The sequence below is a fragment of the Microcoleus sp. PH2017_12_PCY_D_A genome (genome assembly GCF_020738565.1).
GTDB lineage: Bacteria > Cyanobacteriota > Cyanobacteriia > Cyanobacteriales > Microcoleaceae > Microcoleus.
Window position 1 is genome coordinate 39317 of sequence record NZ_JAEQCI010000054.1, and the last position, 22204, is coordinate 61520.

The following is a 22204-nucleotide window of genomic DNA, read 5'->3' on the forward strand; positions in this document are numbered from 1 at the left end:
GTTTTCTTTGGTGATATGCTTAAATGCCTGGTGGTTCTGTAGATGGCGACCATTTCAAACATTAAGCACTCAAACACTTTTTTAAATATACGAAGACAAACAGAAGTTTTTCATCTATCTGAAGTTACATTCCTTAAGTCATACTAGAAGCAATAACAAAAGCTTTAGTTCTAGTCGCGAGAGCAAGAATGAGAGCGGCTAATTGATAGTAAAAAGCCTTTTTTATGAGTGCTGTCCTTGCTCGCGATTCATGTATACATATAGCGAGGTTCGGACAAAACTACTGTAATTAAACTGTTTTGCGCCTTGGAAGCTAAAAAAAACCTTCCGGTCAGGAACCAGAAGGAAGTCGGTGTACGATCTCAAGTACAACAAGGTCTTTAATGGCAATTGTCGCCACACGGGGCGATCGCCCACATCTGTCTAACGGCTGAAAGTATCTGTACAGTTGCTAATCATTTTGAATAGCTGTTTTTAGACTCTTGCAGAATTCGCCGAGCTCCTCTAAACCCTGTTCTGGAGTTCCATTTGCCAAGCGTTTCACACAAGCACTGCCAACAATCGCAGCATCTGCACCCCATTCTTTCACTTGGCGAGCGTGTTCTGGTTTCGAGATACCAAAGCCGACGCCGATGGGTTTGTCGGTGATGCTGCGGATTTCTTGCAACAACTCTTTTGCTCGCGTTTCTAAGCCTTCGCGCACTCCCGTCACCCCCGTCACGCTGACTAAGTAAATAAATCCTTGAGACTGGCGGGCGATCGCTTCTATGCGACTTTTGGGACTTGTGGGAGCAACTAATAAGGTGAGTTCAATGCCTAATTTGTTGGCAGGTTGGATGAGGCTGTCAGCTTCTTCTAAGGGCAAATCCGGTACAACCAATCCCTGAACTCCAGCACTTTTGATTTGCTGCAAAAAGGTTTCGATACCTCGGTACAAAATTGGGTTGTAGTAGGTGAAGAGAATTATGGGCGATCGCAAATTCGGACTCACTTTCGCCACCATTTCCAGTACCGCATCCAGCCGCGTTCCCCGCTGTAGCGCCCTCGTAGCGGCAGCTTGAATCACCGGCCCGTCGGCTAGCGGATCGGAATAAGGTACGCCAAGCTCGATCGCATCTGCACCGCTATCATCCAAAACTTGTAGCGCTTTAGCCGTTGTCTCCAAATCTGGGTCGCCAGCAGTAATAAAAGGGATTAATGCACACTGGTTGCTTTTTCGCAACGTTTCAAAACAATTAGAAATAGTCATTAGTTATTAGTCATCAGTCATTGGTCATCAGTCATTGTTCATCAGTCATTGGTCATTATATAATGTCCGAGCGATCGCAATAAAATAGGATCGAGCGTGAGGACTTCAGTCCTCATAAAAGTCTGAGGACTGAAGTCCGAACGATCGAACCGATCGCGCTTATTTTCTGGGACGCCATATCAGCCATCACTCATCAGTCCCCAGCCATTAGAAAGAGAGTTTATTGCTAATGACTATTGACTGTTGACTAATGACTGTTGACTAATGACTATTGACTAACTATCTTTTTCCTGCTCAATTTCGGCTTGAAGTTTTGCTAACTCTTCAGGAGTGAGTTCATCGAGCTGCTTCTGCAAGACAGCATCTTTGTACTCTTTCAGTTGCTGACTGTAGGTCATACCTTGAGTCAGGGCTCGAAACAAATAAGTCACCAGCCAGCCAACCAAGCCGACAACCAAAAACAACTGACTCCAAATCCCAGCATTCATGCTGTCGAGTCCGGCGAATTGCAGCACCAAGTAGGCCAACCCACCCGCTACAAAAAAGCCGAGACTGATTCCAATTACGTCAATACGTCGCATTTAGGCTTCTATCTGCCGCCGTTTGGGGCGAAAATTCAAAAAAGGAGCTAGGAGAAACATACCGGGGAAAAAGAAGAACATCAAGAAGTACATGAAGCCGCGCTCAAAAGAGGTAGCCACGTACCAGCGACTGTTCAGGTAAGCGTAGGTGGCCACCGGTACTACCAGGAGGTAGGCTCCGGCCAACACGGCGTAAAGCAGCAAGGTAATATACATAGATTTGCTTTAATGGAATAATAACAGGGTAAGTCGGTTGACACGCTCAGCTAGCTGGTTAACTATTGTACCGCTTGGGGAGATCCAGCGCGACTTTTGAGAATTTTTCAATTAGGGGTTGCGTAAATTAGGGTTTTGCGTGTAGAATAAAAGGCTGTTGTTGTCAGTGGCTCAAACCCACAGCAGCAGCTTCACGAAAGGGGGTGTGGCGGAATGGTAGACGCTACGGACTTAAAATCCGTTGACCCGAAACGGTCGTGTGGGTTCAAGTCCCTCCACCCCCATCAAATTTAAGTTGAGAAAGCGCGATCGACCTCTCATTTGGGGTAAAAAGACCGCGATGTCTGTAGGGGCGGGTTAACCGATATCTATGACATAAGTTATGGATCCTGTAAACCCGCCCCGATCGAGACTTCGTGCGCTACGGACAAACAAAAACGAAGCCGCCCCGCGCGATATTACGCAGCAACTGGTAAAGTAATCACAAATTCCGTCCCCTGTCCAATTTGAGAATTCATCTCAATTTTGCCTTGATGCTTGGCAACGATTTGATAGGAAATAGCCAATCCCAATCCAGTGCCTTTGCCGATCGACTTTGTAGTAAAAAACGGGTCAAATATCTGTTGGGCACTGGCTGCGGCAATTCCCGGCCCGTTATCCCGAATCTTGACAGTGACAGCTTTGTCTGCCGCAACTTCCGTGCATATCCAAATCGTTGGTGAAAACGCTTTATCTGCCTTTTTTACCTCCTCCAGCGCATCAATTGCATTGCCGAGTACGTTCATAAATACTTGATTCAGTTGCGCTCCATAGCACTCAACCAGAGGCAAATTAGCGTATTCTTTAATAACTTCGATACCTTGTTTGAGTCGGTGATTGAGAATTACCAGGGTGCTGTCTATTCCTTCGTGAATGTCCGCAGGTTTCATGTAACCGTCGTCTAAACGAGAAAAGTTCCGCATGGATATGACAATTTCGCGAATGCGATCTGCTCCCATTTTCATCGAAGCAAGTGTTTTTGGCAAATCTTCTCTGAGAAATTCGAGTTCAATGTCTTCGATACAGTCTATAATTTCATCTGGTGGGTTTGGATAGTATTTCTGATAGAGAGTTACCAAGTCTGCCAAATCTTGGATGTATTGGTTAGCATGGTCAATGTTGCCGCCGATGAAGTTGACGGGATTGTTGATTTCGTGGGCGATCCCTGCCACCATTTGACCGAGAGACGACATTTTTTCGGTTTGAATTAATTGAGATTGAGTTTGTTTTAGTTCTTGTGTATAGTCGCTAACTCGCTGAATCAATTGATTGAAAGAAGCTGCTAAAACTCCGATTTCGTCTTCGGTTGTGACTGGTACTTGCAGGTTAAAATTCGATTCGCGGGCGACTTGCTGGGCGACGCTAGTGACGCTTTCGAGGGGTTGGGCGATCGCGCGGCTGGTTTTGTCCGCCAGTAACACGGCGATGAGTGCTGAAATTATCATACTCCCCAGAATAATTCGGTTTCGCAAGCCTTCAGCTTCTTCTAATGCTTCTGCCCCTTGCAGTTTTTGAAGTTCTATTTCTGCAATTTGCTCAGTCAAATTTGCAGCAAGTTGATCTAATACGATCGCCTCTTCCCCACTGCTACTCCTCAACATTTGTAACTGTGCGGACTCGATGCGGTTAGCCGGTAAATCCCAAACTTCCGCTTCTTTTAATTGCAGTTTAGTTAGCTGAGCGTAGTAATCAATGACGATGGCATACCTTTGCAATCTAGATTGCAAATTTTTTTCTTGTATTGCTAGCCTGTCGGGATTTTTGATGGCAAAAAGTTGTATTTCGGAAATCAGGCTTTTTGCTTGATTGATTTGCTGGACAAACCGATCGCGTTCGTATTGCAGCCACACCCTGTTTCCCAAAACAGCCGGCAATCTCGCTGCGTGCGATCGGGCTTCAAATACGGTATTTTGCAAATTTTGCAGCAGTTGCTGCTGTTGCCCAGCAACATTTACCTGAATTAAAGCTTGCTTGCGAAAGTAGTCTCCGACTTTCAGTCCCGCACCCGTTCCCAAAATCGCTATACCGATCGCTAAAGCATAGCCGTAGCTAATTTTTTGACCGATCCGCAAATGGTTGAATCGTTCCCTTAGCCAATTTAAATTAATAGATGTAGGCTGTGACAATTTTTTGTTAGCAGAGTGATCTTGCTCTACTTTGCTATCTTGGGGCTGAGTGTCGGTAAATAATAACATTGAAAGTTCCTCCCAAACAAATCAGGAGTAGTTGACATCCTGCACAATTTATTGCAATATCGAGAAACAGCATAAACCTGCATTTCTCAGTTAATCATTTAACTTAGTTAAAAACCGTGAATTTTAGGAGATTACTCCTAAAAAAACGCGATCGGGAGATACGATAGTTTTTCTGGTTTTTAACTTTTGAGTTTTTTGGGCTGACAATCTGTTGCGTACAAAATGTCAAACTAATCTTTCTATTGAATTTGCCAGATCAATTGCTATTTGAGCTGCCAGCCGAGGCGATTTAGCCCATAACGCCTTAATTATCTCTGTTCTCAGACAAAAGTGTTTGTGATCTGTATCAACAATTTATGTGATTGTACGCAACTTTACAAAACTTATACAAAATCAACCAGTATTTTCACTTACTTAGTTAGTTAAGGACACAGAGTTTAACTAGGGTTCTCCCAATTTTTTTGCCAGTTATACGTTTGATTTCAGCGGTTTTGCTAAAATATCGTCGCTGTCAGTAAATCCATAAGCTTGCATTACTTTGCGATCGAGCGCTTCGTGCAGTTTATAAAGTTGGCTGGTTGTTTCTTCAAAAAACTTATTATAAAATTGAGTAATTCCCCACTGTTTTGCTGACATCTGTTGAGTGCGGCACAGTAAAATAGTAAGATCGAAACCCCATCGCATTTCTCATTTCTAAACATTTTCCGTTTTAATACTGTAGCAGGTGCAATTATGGTAAAGTCTCAGTATGAGGGATATTCCGCCGGGAAACAACACACTTTCGCAGTCCGGGAAAACTTCGGAAGTGCCAAAGTGTATGCACAAAATGCACAGTCAGTGCTTAACAAAGCTACTGGATTTATCAGTGCTTACGATTTCACGCTCAATCCTTATCGCGGCTGTCAGTACGGATGCAGCTATTGTTATGCTGCTGCTTTTAGCCCTAATTCACAGATGCGGGAGGATTGGGGAAATTGGGTAATCATCAAGCAAAATGCAGCAGAAATTCTCAAGAAAGAGTTGGAACGCTGGCACAAGAAAAACCCCGAGCGCCCACCGACAATTTATATGAGTAGTGTCACAGATCCGTATCAGCCAATTGAATCTAAAGAACAACTAACTAGGCACTTGCTAGAAGTGATGGTTCCCTATCAGCCGACGCTGGTTATCCAAACTCGCAGTCCTATGATAACTAGAGATGTCGATATTTTACAGCAATTTCAGCGATTGCGAATTAACATGAGCATTCCCACTGGTAGCGAAAAAGTGAGGAAAGATTTTGAACCAAAATCCCCGAGTATTCCTGCGAGACTCAAAGCTATTGCCAAACTGAAATACAGCTTTCCTTACCAAATAAATTGCGAAGTAAAATTTTCTATAACTGTGACACCACTACTCCCTACCTTACCGGAAGATGAAGCTAATTTTATTAGGAAGCTGGAAGTTGTAGATCGGGTGGTGATTCAGGATTTTCATGCCAGCAACGATCGATCGCTAATTGCGTCAACGCGCTCAGAAGCATTAGCTCTTAAACACAAGTACGCTTGGTGGTACAATAGCGAACAGCAGAGTTATCGCAAGTTTAAAAATAAACTCAAGGCGATGCTCCCGGATGTAGAAATTATGGAAGGTAAAGAAGGATTTGGCTATGAATAATCCGCTAGCTAACTGGTGGCGTTCTCAAAAGTTTAACCAAGCCGTCAAGAGTCAAAATAATCGACTTGCCCAAAAACAGTTAAAAGAAATACAAAATTCAGGGGCAAAACTATCGTGGCAGGAGAAACTATTTAAAGAGCGGCTACAGCTTGAAAAATTATTGCAACAAAAAAATGACCGCATCCAAGAAGGCGATCGGCGTTTAGCAGAATTAGAACTGCAAGTGGGCTTCGGAAAAATTGATGCTTTTCCCGGAGATATTGATGAGTTAAACTTCTTGATTCCCGAGCCCAAATTTATTGAAGTTATTTCACAAAGTTTTAAACTTAAAGAATGCGATGCCAGCATGATTCAATGCACAGGAATTTATGAAAAAGTATTTGATAAGTTTGAACAACATTTGGCTGGTTTTATCAAGAATGAGTTTAATAACTTGATCCGCCAAAAAACAAATTTTGATTTTTTACTTCAACAAGCTATTGACGACATACAAAAACTCAAAGAAGGACAAGATCCTCAATACAGTTTTGAGCTAAGTCCTCACATCTATTTAATGAGGTATTTCCTAGATAACGTCTATTGTACATATCTAGCTTGGTTTCTCATTTACAAGGCTGGGTTATTACCAACTAAAGTCAATATCCTTGATATTGCGGCGGGGCCGGGGACAGTTGCCTGCGGACTAGGTTTGTTGCTGCAAAGTATTAACGACTTTTGTTCAGTGCCGCCAATGCACATATCCTATTACTCTTTGGAACAGCAAAAAGCTTTTCAATATCGCGGACTCCAGTTTTGGCGGCAATATATGGAACCCCAGGCGATCAATGCTTACTTTCGGTTTGACACTTCTAGTATCTTTGATGGTGAAAATCAATCTCGAAAAATTCCTCAAAACTTTTTTGATTTTATTGTAATTTCTCACTGTTTTTTTAACGATGAGGATAGCAGAGAAAAATCCCAGCGCATTTATAAGGATATATTTACCAACAGCCTGACCGATTCTGGTTATGTTTTGCTAATTATTCAAGAAAAAAAGTTGCTTATACCCTACAATATTCGTCAAATTGAAAGTTGCGAACAGGAGCTAAGTGTAGTCAAACAATTTGTTGACGATCTGGGGTTAAACTTGGTTTGGTATAAATATTTAAGTGCAACTGGTAGCAGGAAATCCCATCCTAACTTTGCAAAGTTTGCTAGAGAAAATCTGTCGGTTCAGAAATTCATCAGTCCACTTTTCCGCCAGCACTTTAAGTTACATTATGACTTAAATTATAAACTTGATGACTATGTGATATTAGCCAGAAAAGGAAGATTTAAAATGAGTAAGTAAAATAAATCAGCTAGGAATTGCTAAATATTAAATTTAAATGCAAAAAGTGACCCAAAAATTGACTTACAAACCTACAAATAACGTTCAAAATAATTGGCACGGCAGGCTGAATTTAGCCTACGCGAACCGTGACGGCGCAACTCAAATTATTCACAATCAAATGCAAGCGCCCCTGAAGGTGCAGCGTCCGTTTTATCCTGAAGGAAAAGAGGTTTGTCACAGCGTAGTTTTGCACACGGCTGGGGGAGTTGTTGGGGGCGATCGCCTTTCGCTCAATTTCCACCTCCAACCAAACGCCAAAGCCTTAATCACCACCGCCGCCGCTGGTAAAATTTATCGCAGCAGCGGACAGTTAGCACAACAAAATATTGACATTCAAGTAGATGCTGGCGCTAATTTGGAATGGCTGCCGCAGGAAACAATCGTTTTCGACGGCGCAATTTACCGACAAGATTTGCGGGTAGAATTAGCGCCGCAAGCCCGTATTCTGCTGTGGGAGATTACGCGGTTCGGACGCAGTGCTAGGGGCGAAAAGTTCTTGTCGGGAGAATGGCGATCGCACACCGAAATCTGGCAGGAAAACAGCCCTCTGTGGATTGACAGACAATGGCTTAAAGGTGGGAGCCAAATGCTCGAAAGTCCTCACGGATTAGCAGGAAAACCCGTAGTCGCTACCCTCGCTTGGATCGGCGAACCAGTCACAGCGGAGATGGTGGAAAAAGTGCGAGGTTTGCGCTGCGAAGAAACAATTTATCCAGGATCTGTGGCAGTTAATTCTACTGTCGGGGTTACTCGCATTCCCAACGGTTTGCTGTGCCGGTATCGCGGTTCGTCCACCGCTGCCGCCAGAGACTGGTTTGTCGCCATTTGGCAATTGCTGCGCTTGTCTTTTTCAGAACGCCCTTGCTGTTTGCCCAGAGTTTGGATAAAATAGCATTCTCTTTTAGTTTCACCTAGTTTCTGTTTCCGCTGCAACACATCAAATGCAATACCCGCCCCCAGTACCAGACATACAACTTCCGATTGACATTGCTCGTGACAAATATAGCCGGGTTTTGTCAGAAATATGCGATCGGCAAACAGTCGTTTCCGGTTCTTTGCTAAAGTCCAAAAACAAAAGGATAAACCACCTTGACACGAACCGGATATTAACACTATCTTGAATCATGGGAGGTAATTACCGATGATTTGCTGCCGCTCATAGTTGAACTTGAATAAATAATGCGATCGCCCTCACCATAATAAAAATGCAACTCACCCCCCAAGAAAAAGACAAGCTGCTGATTTTCACCGCCGCCCTGCTAGCAGAGCGCCGCAAACAAAGAGGCTTAAAGTTAAACTATCCAGAAGCACTAGCCTACATTTCCGCCGCCATTTTAGAAGGAGCAAGAGATGGCCTCACCGTCGCAGATTTAATGAGTTACGGGACAACTCTTCTGACGCGGGAAGATGTGATGGAAGGCATACCCGAAATGGTGCATGAAGTGCAAGTTGAGGCGACTTTTCCCGACGGAACTAAGTTGGTGACAGTGCACGATCCGATTCGTTAAATATTTAAACGCAGAGACTCGCAGGAGACAGATATGATTCCGGGAGAAATGATTGTTTCAGACGGTGAAATTGAGCTCAATGCCGATCGCCCAACAGTGCGGTTGCTGGTAGCAAATACGGGCGATCGACCCATTCAAGTCGGTTCCCACTATCACTTTTATGAAGCGAACGAAGCCTTAGAATTTGAACGAGAACAAGCAAAAGGAATGCGGTTGGATATCCCCGCAGGTACAGCAGTTAGATTTGAGCCGGGAGATCGAAGGGAAATTCAATTAGTGCCGTTTGTTGGTAGCCGTCAAGTCTACGGCTTTAATGGAAAAGTGAACGGTCATTTGGAAGGTTAAGTATGAAAGCAGAAAATAGTTTGCAAGTGTTGATTGTTGAATTGGAAAATTTTTAACTTAAAACTTATCCAAGTTAAAATAATGCAACTGTAACCTCGCAATCCCAACCAGGATCGCGATCGTCATCCCATGGAAAATCGAAAAGAGAAAATCGTATCACTTCCAGCGCTACCCCTGGAGAGTGACAAAGCAATGTCAAGAAAAATTCTCTGCATAAGTGTATAAGTGCCTTTCTTTTGTTAGTGAAACCTCAGACTTTTGAGTGAGTTAAAATCGGCAGTTTGCGATCGATATTGGTTATCAAAACCGCAAACATATACAGCAAAAGCGCATGATGAATCCAAAATTAGTTGACCAGATCAAACAGATGTTGAAGCAGAGTTTGCTGGAAACATCGAGGCGTGTCTGGAGAACCCCGTTAGATCGGCGCACCAGCATCAAATTATTAGATAACAGCATCGTTTACAAACAGCAGCACGAACCTGTCAACATACCTGCGTTAGCCTCAGTAAATGGAGTACCTTCTCGGTTTTTTACCACAGAAACAACCGTGTCTTTTGACCCGGATTATGTTTGGAAAGTTTCCGTGAATAAACAAATAGAGGCTCTAACTATTTGTACGTCTGGAAACACGCTGCTAAATCACAAGTTGCTGTTAGACCTAGATTTTCGGATTAGCGGTGCGGGCATTCTGGAATGGCCTTATAAACCCCAGCAAATTACCTATCCGTTAATAGTTGCTCCTTGGTCGCATTTGTGGTGCAGTTATTACGATTATGTGATTTTTGTACTGGCTAAACTTTGTCGGATTGAGGAGGCTTTAGGTAAGGAAATTTGGCAAGAAGCCAAAATTTGTTATCCTTTGCGCCATACAGCTTTTGAGTTGGATTTTCTGACAAAACTCGGTATTCCTGAAAGTTCGCTAATCGACACTCGCGCTAGAGATACGGGATATCATGCAGAAAGTGTCGTGTTAGGAAACAATCAAGATTGGTATTTTCCCAGTCCTTACGATATAGAGCTTTTGCGGAACAAATTCTGTCTTAAGGAAAATGTCAAGCCTTACAGAAAATTATATCTTTCTAGAAGCGGGCGGCGCCAGGTTAAAAATGAGGTAGAAGTACGAGAGGTGTTGAAAGAGTTTGATTTTGAAATTTTGGAAGATGTCTCGCGCAGTGTGGATGAACAAATTCGGCTGTTTGCAGAAGCGCAGGTGGTTGTGGGCCCTCACGGCGCTGGTTTTACAAATTTGTTGTGGTGTCAGCCGGGAACGAAAGTATTGGAATGCTTTTATGGAGGGTACACTCCGCCGTTTTTCTATTACATTTCCCAGATATTGGGATTAGAATATTCTCGTATGGTTGATGACAGCGATGATTTGGAAGATTGGAGTTTAATTGGCATGGATATGACGGTGGATGTGGAGGTTTTGAGAAGGGAAATTAAGAAAATGCTGGAATGAATTTACAAATCGACAAATGGGCGATCGCAGAAATATTGTAAATATTTGCTAAGGAATGAGAATTAAATAACTTACAATTTATTGTTCTTGTGGGATGGGCGTCCCGCCCGTCCAGAAAGAACGGGCGGGACGCCCATCCCACAAATATGTGTAAATTATTTACAGGAGCGATCCTAACTCAGATTGAGTAACTCGGCACATAGTACAATTAAAGTTGACCTCAACTGCCAACTAAAAAATTTATTAATATTAGGAGAAAACATGAGTTACAGAATGGATCGCCGCGCTTACGCGGAAACCTTCGGGCCCACAACGGGCGATCGCGTGCGGCTAGCCGATACAGAGTTATTCATTGAAGTTGAGCAAGATTTCACAACCTACGGGGATGAAGTTAAGTTTGGCGGCGGTAAGGTCATTCGCGATGGCATGGGACAGTCGCCTATTTCTAATGCTGACGGTGCTGTTGATACGGTAATTACTAATGCTTTAATATTGGATTGGTGGGGAATTGTTAAAGCCGATGTTGGCATTAAAGATGGCAAGATTTTCAAAATTGGTAAAGCAGGAAATCCTTACATTCAAGATAGGGTAGATATTATTATCGGGCCGGGTACGGAAGTAATTGCTGGTGAGGGAATGATTCTGACGGCGGGGGGAGTTGATACTCACATTCATTTTATTTGCCCGCAACAAATCGAAGTGGCGATCGCCTCTGGAGTCACTACCATGATCGGCGGCGGCACTGGCCCAGCAACGGGTACAAACGCTACAACTTGCACTCCGGGGCCTTGGCATATGTACAGAATGCTGCAAGCAGCCGATGCTTTCCCGGTGAATCTGGGTTTTTTAGGTAAGGGAAATAGCAGTCAACCTCAAGGATTAGTCGAGCAAGTTTTGGCCGGTGCAATGGGTTTGAAACTCCATGAAGATTGGGGAACTACGCCAGCGGCGATCGACAATTGTTTGAGTGTAGCTGACGAGTACGACGTGCAAGTGGCAATTCACACCGACACTCTCAACGAAGCGGGATTTGTGGAAGCTACAATTGCTGCCTTTAAAAATCGCGCTATTCACACTTACCACACAGAAGGTGCTGGCGGCGGACACGCACCGGATATTATTAAAGTCTGCGGGCAAGCTAATGTTTTGCCTTCGTCTACTAACCCGACTCGCCCTTACACTGTCAACACATTGGAAGAACATTTAGATATGTTGATGGTTTGTCACCATTTGGATCGGGGGATTCCTGAGGATGTGGCTTTTGCTGAGTCGAGAATTAGAAGGGAAACTATTGCTGCTGAGGATATTTTGCACGATTTGGGTGCGTTTAGTATGATTTCTTCGGACTCGCAGGCGATGGGAAGGGTTGGAGAGGTGATTATTCGGACTTGGCAAACGGCACATAAAATGAAGGTACAAAGGGGGATTTTGGACGGGCAAGATGCCCGTTCCACAAGTGGTTTGGACGGGCAAGATGCCCGTTCCACAAGAGGGGAAAATGATAATTTTCGGGCGAAGCGGTACATTGCGAAATATACGATTAATCCGGCGATTACTCACGGAATTAGTCGGTATGTGGGTTCGGTGGAGGAGGGTAAGTTGGCGGATTTGTGTTTGTGGCGGCCGGCGTTTTTTGGGGTGAAACCGGAGTTGGTAATTAAGGGTGGGGCGATCGCCTACGGGCAGATGGGAGATGCTAATGCTAGCATTCCGACGCCGCAGCCGGTGCATATGCGGCCGATGTTTGGCAGTTTTGGCGGTGCAATTGGGGCGACTTGTTTGACGTTTGTAAGTCAGGCGGCGCGCGATCGAGATATTGCAGCACAGCTCGGTTTACAAAAGCCAACTGTAGCAGTTTCCGGCACGCGGCAGATTAGTAAAAGAGATATGAAACTGAACGATTATTTGCCGCACATGGAAGTCGATCCAGAAACCTATGAAGTGAGGGCGGATGGGCAATTGTTGACTTGCGAACCGGCAACTGTTTTGCCAATGGCGCAGCGATATTTTCTGTTTTGATATAAGTTCGTAGTGAGGACTTCAGTCCTTTTTCCGCAGGTTTTGAGGCAAGCAGGACTAAAGTCCTTACTACAAACTTATGGTTTTATTGTATGCTGGTTTTGATAGAATATCCTTTAGTTACCTGGAAGTTGGTTGCGATTGCGATCGCAAGTTGTCTTTAAGCAACCCGGTATTGGGCAACGTTACCCAAGGCATCGACGGCACTTTCTCTGACTTGCGCGTTTGAGTCTTCTAGCAAGCGAATTAAGACTGGAATCAAGGCTTCGTTACCGAGTTTTCCCAGGGCGATCGCGCTTACTTGACGAATTTCGGGTTCTGGATGTTCAAGAAGTTTGAGTAAAGCGGGAATTGCCAGATCGGAACCAATTTTGCCTAACGCATATGCTGCACTTTTACGCACATCACAGTTTACATCTTCAATGAGTTTGAGTAAAGCGGGAATTGCCACCTCGGAACCGATTTCGCCTAATGCTTCAGCCACACTTTGACGTACAAAGTTATCTGCATCTTTGCCTGCTACTAGCAGGTGAGGAATAGATGCTTCATTTTTCAGTTTTCCGATGGCTTGAATGGCGCTGCGACGGACTTCTGGGGCGGTGTCTTTGAGGCTTTTTATTATTAATAGGGGTTCCATCGCCATATCTCCCATTTTTCCCAATGCTTCTGCTGCTTTTGCCCTGATAACGGGGCTGGCATCCTCTAACGCAGTGCAAAAGGTGTCTAATATCATCTGATAGTTGGCGGGATCTTGAATCATCCTGTTAGCCTTTGGTTGGGATAGCGCTTAGTTTTCTATCAAATTTTCGTCACGACTTACGCACTCCGCCAAAGAAACCGGGTTTTTACCGAATCTTTAGATAACAACCCGTATCTTCGTAAAAAACCCGGTTTCTGAACCCCCGTGCGTAATTCCTATGGCTAATTCACGTCTTCGGATACGCCTTCAATGAAGGCAACAAGTCCTTTGCCCCAGGGGTTTGATTCGGTGAAGTGTTCGCCAACTTTTAGCGCTGCTTTTTTGCCACCGTTGTAAAGCCGTTTGAGGCTAATTAGGTTTTGCCACTCGATGGGTTTTTGCTCTTTGATTTCCTTAAATTTTACATTAATAATATTGCGTGCTTCTTGTTCGTCTTGCACATCGGTATGCTTTTTTTCTAATGCCTGAATGATTTGCACTACTGCATTGAGTGCGGCTTCAGGGGAGGATTGCTGGGCGGTGACGGTGATATTTTGGGCTTGATTGCCGTGGTTATCTCCGAAGTTGAAAGGGGCGTTGAAGGTTGAATTGGAGAAGTCTTGGGTGGGTTTGTCAGCCATTTGTTTTGTTCTGTTGTGGATTTGCTGGGTGGTTTCGTCAATTTTAGCAAGGAGCTCGTTTGGTTGGGGTGGTTTGGCTGGGTGCGGTGTTAGGGACAACTGACGTATCGGGTAGTTGTAGTATTTGCAGGCGGCTTGGATGGCGAGGATGAGGTGGTGAACTTCTTTGCCGGATTTGGAGGGAATTAAGGTGAGGAGGTGGGAGAGATGGGGGACGACTGCTTTTGTGTGCTGCTTAGCAATTTTCCCTAAGGCATCTGCCACCCTCGATCTCACATATGAGTCTGAATTTTTAAGGAGTTTAAGCAATCCCTCAATTGCTGAATTATCACCGATTTCTCCTAAAGCACCTACCGCATTTCTACGCACAGAATCGTCTGAATGTTCAAGGAGTTTAAGCAATCCCTCAATTGCTGACTTGTCACCGATTTCTCCTAAAGCATCTGCCGCATTTCTACGCACAGAATCGTCTGAATGTTGAAGGAGTTTAAGCAATCCCTCAATTGCCGACTTGTCACCGATTTCTCCTAAAGCACCTACCGCATTTCTACGCACATAAGAGTCTGAATGTTCAAGAAGTTTAAGCAATCCTTCAATTGCTGACTTGTCACCGACTTTTCCTAAAACATATGCCGCGTTCCTACGCATATCAGAGTCTGAATGTTCAAGGAGTTTAAGCAATCCTTCAATTGCTAAATTGTCACCGATTTCTCCTAAGGCATCTGTCGCATTCCTACGCACAGAATCGTCTGAATGTTGAAGGAGTTTAAGCAATCCCTCAATTGCTGCCTTGTCACCGATTTCTCCTAAAACATATGCCGCATTTCTACGCACATCAGAGTCTGAATGCTCAAGGAGTTTAAGCAATCCCTCAATTGCTGACTTGTTACCGACTTTTCCTAAAACATATGCCGCATTCCTACGTACATCAGAGTCTGAATGCTCAAGGAGTTTAAGCAATCCCTCAATTGCTGCCTTGTCACCGATTTCTCCTAAAGCATATGCCGCATTCTTACGAACATAAGAGTCTGAATGTTCAAGAAGTTTAAGCAATCTCTCAATTGCTGAATTGTCACCGATTTTCCCTAAAACATATGCCGCATACAAACGCACATCAGAGTCTGAATCTTCAAAGAGTTTAAGCAATGCCTCGATTGCTGCCTTATCACCGACTTTTGCGACTTTTCCTAAAACATATGCTGCATACCAACGCACATCAGAGTCTGAATGTTCAAGGAATTTAAGCAATTCTTCAATTGCTGAATTGTCACCAAGTTCTCCTAAAGCATATGCCGCATTCTTACGCACATAAGAGTCTGAATATTCAAGGAGTTTAAGCAATCCCTCAATTGCTGACTTGTCACCAATTTTTCCTAAAATATATGCTGCATACCAACGCACATCAGAGTCTGAATGTTCAAAGAGTTTAAGAAATCCCTCAATTGCTGCCGTGTCACCAATTTTTCCTAAAGCATCTGTCGCAGTCTTACGCACATAAGAGTCTGAATGTTCAAGGAGTTTAAGAAATCCCTCAATTGCTGCCGTGTCACCAATTTTTCCTAAAGCACCTACCGAAGTCCTACGCACATCACAGTCTGAATGTTCAAGGAGTTTAAGAAATCCCTCAATTACTGACTTGTCACCGATCGCACCTAACGCATCTGCCGCACTTCTACGCACATTAGAGTTTGAATCTTCAATGAGTTCAAGTAAGTCAGAAATCGCAGCCTCCGAACCGATCGCGCCTAACGCATCTGCCACTCTCCTACGCACATCAGAGTCTGAATGTTCAACGAATTTAAGTAATCCCGGAATCGCCACATCCGATCGCACTTCCCCCAAAAGCTCAACCTTCAACCACCCCGGCACATCCAAGCCATCCACCAACCCAACCGTGCGCTTCTGAAACTGCCGCTGCACCTCCCCCGCCAGCCGCGCCCCCAACATCAAATCCACATCCAAAGCCAGCCGCACCACCCGCACCGCCTGCACCGCGTGCACCTCATCCTCCAACAGCGACAGCATGAACGCCAGAGGCTCCGTCCATTTAAAATAATTCAAATAGAAATGCTGTAACCTTTGATCATCCGTCACATCAGAATGCTTATCATCAAAAAGTTTCTGCAACGCCAGCCCCGCATAATACTCCTGAAATAATTGGTGATGAAACTCAATTTCCTCCGGCTTTGCCGCCACCTGCAACAGATGATGTTTTAGCAGATCTTTTAGCCATTTTCTTGCCTTTATTGGCGCATCCATTACCCCCCGATCGCGCAACCAGCCCTCCAAAATTATCCCAGCCCGATCGCGACGAATCACCAAGCTTTTCGTAGGCTGCTGCAACATCACAAAAGCCAACTGCTGCAACAGATCCGACTTGAAGCGCCGAAAATCCTCCGAAACCGACTGAGCGCCCTTAAACTCGTCATACTGGCGATCGAACTTCTGAAACAATTCGCCCTTACTTTGGGGAATTTCCCCGGTATTTTCAAACACCTCACATATCATCTTCAACAATAACGGCGTTTCTGCAATTTCTCGCAGGCGATCGCGCAATTGTCGCAGCAGCAAATCCCCATGTTGTGGCAAATGTTTGCTCACAAACTCCCGCATTTGTGGTTCCGTTAGCGTGCACATTTCCAGTTGTTTCTCAATCCCCAAAGATCCGCCCAGCGCCAAATCCCGCGTCGTGAAAATCATCGGCGTATCGCGATTGTCGTCGCGAAATAGCTGCAAATCCTGCCGCCGTTGTGACGATGGCATCTCATTCACGCCATCCAGCAACAGCAGCAACTTGCCATCCAGCAGCAAATCATCCACCTCTTCCGGGCTAATTCTGAGTTTTGCTTGGCGAAATTCGGCGCAGATTGCTTGTACGATCGAGCGATCGCTCCTCAACTGCACTAATATCGGAATCGGGCGATCGGCCTCTTTGAGCGCTTCCAGTGCCAATTCCCACCGAAAACGCTGCAAAACCGTCGATTTTCCCGAACCGGGCTTTCCCAGCAGCAGCACATTTCCCTGCTGCACGTATTTGCGGATTCCCGCTAGCACTTGCAGGCGATCGATTTTCGTTTCTGGTTTCTTTTCTGCTGGAAAAGGCGATTTTTCCTGCGGTGAAATTTCCACCCGCACCTCCACCTGTAAATCCGTCAGCGTGTAAAGATGCTGTTTTTCTTGATAAGACTCAACCAGGAATTGCAGATATTTAGGAAAATCAACTGGTGTCGCCATTTGATTATAGATTTTAGAATATCGATTGATTATAGAATTTTTTCTAGATACGAGAGAAACGGTGAAAAATCCGGGGAAAAATCTGATCTTCAACCTGCGGAGGCAGGTTTTGCTCGTGTAGACGCGGTTTCAACCGCCGTCTTATCTTCAACCTGGGGAGGCAGGTTTTGTTCGTGTAGACGCGGTTTCAACCACCGTCTTATATACAATGCCCCATTCCCCATTCCCCATTCCCCATTCCCCATTCCCCATTCCCAATTCCCCATTCCCCATTCCTAACCGTGCAATTCCCCATTAGGCATAATCGTGCCGCGGAATTGAGCGCCCGCTAAATTAGCCGTACTCAAATCAGCCCTAATCAAACTTGTGCGGTGCAAAATAGCATCCCGCACATCAGTTCGAGCCAGATAAGCATCAGTCAAATCTGCCTCACTCAAATTCGCCTGATTAAAATTAGCACGACTCAAATCAGCCCGCACCAAATTAGCACGACTCAAATCAGCCATCACCAAATTAGCATTACTCAACTTAGCATCAGGAAGAAACGCACCGCGCAAATTAGCACCCGCCAAATCAGCATCAATTAACACAGCTCTTTCCAACTTAGCATTTGTCATCACAGCCCAAGAAAAATTTGTTTCTACCAAAGTTGCTTCAGTAAAAAATGTGCCATCTAAAATAGCTTGGTTCAAATTTGCCTGAGTCAAATTTGCTTCCCGCAGAGATGCTTCAGTCAAATTCGCTTGACTGAGATTAGCTTTAGTCAAATCTGCACCCAGCAAATTGACACCGCGCAAATCGGCACCTTGCAAATTGGCACCCCGCAAATTTGCACCCTCAAAAATTCGCTGCTCCTTGCGGAAATTCGCGCCGCGCAAGCAAGCGCCACGAAAATCTGCACCTTGCAAATTGACGCCTCGCATATCTGCATCAGTCAAATTTGCATCGATAAAAACTGCCAAAGAAATGTTAGCTTTGCGAAAATCTACACTTTGCAAACTAGCTCCATGGAAGTCGGCATCAGACAAATTTGCTCCGCTTAAGTTTGCCTGATTTAAGTTAGCACCCGAAAACTTGGCATTAGTTAAATTTGCACGCTGAAGGTTAATTCTGTTCAGGTATGACATCGTTAAGTTGGCACCCCAAAGGTCAGCACTGCTTAAATTGACGCCAATTAAATCTGCACCGCTCAGGTGAACCCCTCTCAGATTCATGCCTTGAAAATCAAGTTCTCCTGATGTATATCGCCTTAATATTTCGCTAGCATTCATGTTGTTTTGTTGTTGATTATTTGTAAACTCTATTTTCTATTGAGAGAGAGAGATGAAAGTTTTTGCGAACCAAATTTTAATCTTGGCATTTAATTAGTTTTATTCACAAATTCTTGAGTCCAAGCGACTGTTTTGTTACCTAACTGCCGCCCGTGAATTTTCACATGAGTCAGAGACTGTGATTTTAAGGTACCCAGTTTTTTGTGAATGTATGTAGCTGTATCCTGTTGGCTTGGGACTTCGGCAGACTCCAGAATGACGTGGAGCCAACCCTCTTTAAATCCCGCTGTGGCAGTAATTCCCTTGGGCTGTAGCAATTGATTGATCAAAATGGCGATCGCCTTTGGTTTGCCTTGTTTTGCCATTTCCACAAGCTGATACTGATTTGGTTTATGGCTAGAGTTTTGCGGCTCTGTTACTGAACTATTTTCAGCAATATTCTCCTCGATTTCAGCAGGAGGACGCCCGCTTTCTTTTGACTCAAATTCGCTCAGCATTTCCCTTAATTTGTCAGTAAATCCCTGAACTTTTGCTACATAATTTCTAAGACTTTTATATTTCCAATACAAACGCTCCTCGGCACTTTCTGTAGAAAATTTTCCGTTCATAGCAGCTTCTAACTCGCTGAATATTTGTTCTATTTGCGCCGTTGCGGAGTTAGCACTTTGACTGACTAAGGCTTTCATTTCCTCTTCCAATCCCAACTTGCGTTTGATGGAATCGGTAATATTGATAGTAACAGGAGCGACTGGTTCTACACTTTCGACAATTGTCGGCATTTCTGAAACTTCGACTGTTTCTACCAATTCCTGTCTCAAATCCGCAGTGGAATTATTGCTGCTGGTTTTTGGTTCTTTGAACTGTATATTTTCTACCGGAGCCGGCACTAAGTAACTCTTCTGGGGATCGTAATGATAGTGAGCCGGAGTAGCTTGAATAATTTGAGTAATATCTCCAGGTTCAAAATATTCGTTGCGCCTGTCAACCGGGACAATATCTTCATAAAAACTGTTGTTTAAATGCGTCTGATCGTAATCTTCGGTAGATGAATCTTCGCTAACCGAATCTTCAGCTATATCGCGTTCTTCCTGTTGCAATTTTGCGTAACAAGGATTCATCGCTTTGATAATCACGCTAGCTGCTTGGTCGCATTCGTCCGTGTTATCGAGTTTGCCCGAAGTTCCGTACAAATTAGATTCGAGTTCGGCCAGGCTACCACAGACATTAAATAGTTGTCGCAGCAGCTTGTCAAGTTCTTGGGTTTTCAGCAGCAGCCAATCGCGCTCGCTAAAAGTGAAATCGTGATAAAGAGTAGAAAAAATCAGGATTTTTGCCCTCAGCGGATTGGTTTGCTGTAAAATTTTTTGTCGGACATCAAACAGATTTCCGGCGTCTCTTTCTAGCGAATCTCCTGCGGGCAGTTGCGAATTGAAGTGGTCATCAAATGCAGGTGCTTCGTGACCGCCAAAATTAGATATGTTTGTTTCTAATTTGGTGAAATCTTGGTACTCGTAAAGCCTGCTCAGTTGGCAGACGATTTGATCTGCCACTAAGGCGTACTCGGTTTTTTTGTTAACCTTGGCAACGATGTTGTTTAAAACTGTTTCAATATCTTCTAACCTGCTGTATTTAGCACAGAGTTCTTCGATCAACTTTCCTACATCTGCGCTGGCGAGTTTTGCCGGATCGTTTTCCCAACTCTCTTTACAAGCAAAAAATATAATTTTTTTAATGCGCGAAAGATTTAGATCTTGTTCAAATTCGCGAACAACTTCATCTAAAATAGATAAAGATTGCATAGTTTTATTCCCCCAAAAATACCCTATTAGTCGATTTGAGATTTGAGATTTGAGATTTGAGATTTGAGATTTGAGATTTACTCTCACATTAAATCCAAGGAACTCGAACAGGAGTGTAAAATCTTAGTATCTCCACGACTTAAGTCGGGGACTTGTACCCGTTTTTGGGCGAGTCAAGAGTCAGCGATAAATAATAAAATCATACCACATTTGAGAAATGCAAGACTTTGATGCGATCGTAATTGGCAGCGGTATTGGCGGCTTAGTGGCGGGTGCGATGCTGGCTCGCTACGGCAAGCGGGTACTCGTCTGCGAGAGCCACACCATAGCGGGCGGGGCTGCTCACAGTTTTTCGCGCCGGGGATTTCACTTTGATTCGGGGCCTTCTTTTTATTGCGGCTTGAGCGATCCGCAGTCGCTGAATCCTTTGCGGCAAGTTTTGAATATTTTGGAGGAATCGATCGCAGCTATTGCCTACGATCCCCTGGGGCATTACCATTTTCCTGAGGGAAGTTTGCCAGTTTATGCTGATGCGAGAAATTACTTAGATGCTGTAGCTAAATTCGCACCGCAAGGCGCCATAGAATTGCAGAGATTTCAACAAAATTTATTGGTTTTGTATGAAGGTTTGCGGGGAATTCCGGCGTTAGCACTGAGATCCGACTGGCAGTTGATACCTGTGTTGCTGTCTCGCTACTCGCCTGCTTTGCTGAAGCTGTTACCGTCATTAGGTGCGATCGCCAGTTCGGCTGGTACATTAATGGATAGAGACGTGCAAGACCCTTGGGTGAGGCGTTTGATCGATTTGGAGTGCTTCTTGCTATCGGGCTTGAAAGCGCACGGAACCGTCGCACCAGAAATCGCTTTTATGATTGGCGAACGATCGCGATCGGCGATCGAGTATCCTGTAGGAGGCAGCGGTGCGATCGTCGATGCCTTAGTTCGAGGCTTGCAGCGCTGGGGTGGAAAGTTGCGATTGGGAACACCCGTCGAGCAAATATTAGTTGAATCCGGCAAAACTACGGGAGTTCGCTTAAAAAACGGCGAAACAATCCGCGGCCCAATAGTTATCTCAAATGCCACTGTTTGGGATACTTATACAAAATTACTGCGGCCTGAAGATTTGCCGGAAAGTTACCGAAAAACTGCCTTATCGATGCCCGCAGTAGAAAGTTTCATGCACCTGCATTTAGGAATTAAAGCCGAAGGACTCGAAGGCTTGACAGGCCACCACGTCGTCGTTCATGACAGCAACATTGACATTACAGCACCCGGAAATACCTGCATGATTTCGATTCCGACTGTGTGGGATACAAGTCTCGCGCCGCCCGGACATCACGCGATTCACGCCTATACATTGGAACCTTACGCAGGTTGGGAGTACGGCGACAGTTATCAGGAAAGAAAACAAGGGCGATCGCAATCTTTGTTCAAAGCTTTAGAAAGAATTATACCGGATTTGCGATCGCGAACAGTCTTGGAGTCGATCGGTACACCGCTAACCCACGCCCGATTTTTGCACCGCTATCAAGGAACCTACGGGCCTGCAATCGCCGCCGGGAAAGGCACATTTCCCGGGCCGCAAACCCCAGTCAAAGGCTTGTATCGGGTGGGAGACAGCACCATGCCCGGAATCGGCATTCCCGCCGTCGCAGCATCGGGTATTTTGTGCGCGAATACCCTAGTAAATTCCGATGTGACAGCACAATTCTTGTAAAGCCAGCGGCCACAGGTTCGTAGTAAGGACTTTAGTCCTCTTCAAAATTTAGAAAGGACTAAAGTCCTCACTACGAACAGTTTATCCACCAGGTTCGTAGTGAGGACTTTAGTCCTCTGATAATTTAGAAAAGGACTAAAGTCCTCACTACGAACAGTTTATCCACCAGCGGCAAAAGTGCCCATAATTGCGATCGACAAAGCCAAACCGGGCAACAACAG

The 22204-nt window shown here is 44.6% G+C and carries 17 protein-coding genes and 1 tRNA gene; 9 read left to right on the plus strand and 9 right to left on the minus strand.

The genetic code is table 11. From position 1 onward, the window contains the following. Window positions 1–451: 451 nt before the first annotated feature. The 3 genes from trpA to ndhL form a co-directional block, all read right to left on the minus strand. Complete coding sequence (gene trpA, locus JGK39_RS17030) at window positions 452–1249, minus strand: tryptophan synthase subunit alpha (RefSeq protein WP_293254993.1); 798 nt, start codon at window positions 1247–1249, stop codon at window positions 452–454. A 275-nt stretch (window positions 1250–1524) separates the two neighbouring features. After that, a complete protein-coding gene (locus JGK39_RS17035) occupies window positions 1525–1830 on the minus strand; it encodes a DUF3007 family protein (protein ID WP_293254996.1) in 306 nt (101 codons plus the stop codon). Then, window positions 1831–2046, minus strand: a complete 216-nt coding sequence (ndhL, locus tag JGK39_RS17040) for an NAD(P)H-quinone oxidoreductase subunit L (RefSeq protein WP_293254999.1) — start codon at window positions 2044–2046, stop codon at window positions 1831–1833. Window positions 2047–2245: 199 nt separating this feature from the next. Between ndhL and JGK39_RS17045 the strand changes: the two genes are divergently transcribed. Continuing rightward, window positions 2246–2330, plus strand: a tRNA-Leu gene (locus tag JGK39_RS17045). 174 nt (window positions 2331–2504) lie between these two features. Here JGK39_RS17045 and JGK39_RS17050 read toward each other — a convergent pair. Both JGK39_RS17050 and JGK39_RS17055 read right to left on the minus strand, forming a co-directional pair. Next, window positions 2505–4280 (minus strand): ATP-binding protein, encoded by a 1776-nt coding sequence (locus JGK39_RS17050; RefSeq protein WP_293255002.1) that lies wholly within the window; start codon window positions 4278–4280, stop codon window positions 2505–2507. A 468-nt stretch (window positions 4281–4748) separates the two neighbouring features. Then, on the minus strand, window positions 4749–4964 hold the full coding sequence (locus tag JGK39_RS17055; protein WP_293255006.1) for a hypothetical protein: 216 nt from the start codon (window positions 4962–4964) through the stop codon (window positions 4749–4751). Window positions 4965–5012: 48 nt separating this feature from the next. On the opposite strand from JGK39_RS17055, the gene JGK39_RS17060 reads away from it, so the two are divergent. From JGK39_RS17060 to ureC, 7 genes are all read left to right on the plus strand, one after another. After that, the gene (locus JGK39_RS17060) at window positions 5013–5936 is read left to right on the plus strand and encodes a radical SAM protein (RefSeq protein WP_293255009.1); all 924 of its coding nucleotides are present in this window, start codon (window positions 5013–5015) and stop codon (window positions 5934–5936) included. Continuing rightward, window positions 5929–7266 (plus strand): photosystem II assembly protein, encoded by a 1338-nt coding sequence (locus JGK39_RS17065; RefSeq protein WP_293255012.1) that lies wholly within the window; start codon window positions 5929–5931, stop codon window positions 7264–7266. The genes JGK39_RS17060 and JGK39_RS17065 overlap by 8 nt, the downstream gene beginning before the upstream one ends. A gap of 37 nt (window positions 7267–7303) precedes the next feature. Continuing rightward, entirely contained in the window at window positions 7304–8200 is an 897-nt protein-coding gene (locus JGK39_RS17070) for an urease accessory protein UreD (RefSeq protein ID WP_293255015.1), read from the plus strand. Window positions 8201–8513: 313 nt separating this feature from the next. After that, window positions 8514–8816: an urease subunit gamma gene (gene ureA, locus JGK39_RS17075; protein WP_293255018.1), complete on the plus strand. Its 303-nt coding sequence runs from the start codon at window positions 8514–8516 to the stop codon at window positions 8814–8816. A gap of 33 nt (window positions 8817–8849) precedes the next feature. Next, window positions 8850–9161, plus strand: coding sequence for an urease subunit beta (locus JGK39_RS17080; protein ID WP_293255021.1), 312 nt, complete (start codon window positions 8850–8852; stop codon window positions 9159–9161). A 331-nt stretch (window positions 9162–9492) separates the two neighbouring features. Beyond that, on the plus strand, window positions 9493–10623 hold the full coding sequence (locus tag JGK39_RS17085; RefSeq protein WP_293255024.1) for a glycosyltransferase family 61 protein: 1131 nt from the start codon (window positions 9493–9495) through the stop codon (window positions 10621–10623). A 261-nt stretch (window positions 10624–10884) separates the two neighbouring features. Continuing rightward, window positions 10885–12642 (plus strand): urease subunit alpha, encoded by a 1758-nt coding sequence (ureC, locus tag JGK39_RS17090; protein ID WP_293255027.1) that lies wholly within the window; start codon window positions 10885–10887, stop codon window positions 12640–12642. Window positions 12643–12802: 160 nt separating this feature from the next. On the opposite strand, the gene JGK39_RS17095 is transcribed toward ureC, so the two are convergent. The 4 genes from JGK39_RS17095 to JGK39_RS17110 all read right to left on the minus strand — a co-directional run bounded on the left by JGK39_RS17095 (window position 12803) and on the right by JGK39_RS17110 (window position 20266). Then, on the minus strand, window positions 12803–13402 hold the full coding sequence (locus JGK39_RS17095; protein ID WP_293255030.1) for a HEAT repeat domain-containing protein: 600 nt from the start codon (window positions 13400–13402) through the stop codon (window positions 12803–12805). A gap of 161 nt (window positions 13403–13563) precedes the next feature. Then, complete coding sequence (locus JGK39_RS17100) at window positions 13564–17196, minus strand: HEAT repeat domain-containing protein (protein ID WP_293255033.1); 3633 nt, start codon at window positions 17194–17196, stop codon at window positions 13564–13566. Window positions 17197–17471: 275 nt separating this feature from the next. Then, window positions 17472–18467 (minus strand): pentapeptide repeat-containing protein, encoded by a 996-nt coding sequence (locus JGK39_RS17105; RefSeq protein WP_293255036.1) that lies wholly within the window; start codon window positions 18465–18467, stop codon window positions 17472–17474. An 89-nt stretch (window positions 18468–18556) separates the two neighbouring features. Beyond that, on the minus strand, window positions 18557–20266 hold the full coding sequence (locus tag JGK39_RS17110; RefSeq protein WP_293255039.1) for a hypothetical protein: 1710 nt from the start codon (window positions 20264–20266) through the stop codon (window positions 18557–18559). 217 nt (window positions 20267–20483) lie between these two features. Between JGK39_RS17110 and JGK39_RS17115 the strand changes: the two genes are divergently transcribed. Next, window positions 20484–21983: an NAD(P)/FAD-dependent oxidoreductase gene (locus tag JGK39_RS17115; protein ID WP_293255042.1), complete on the plus strand. Its 1500-nt coding sequence runs from the start codon at window positions 20484–20486 to the stop codon at window positions 21981–21983. Window positions 21984–22204: the final 221 nt, after the last annotated feature.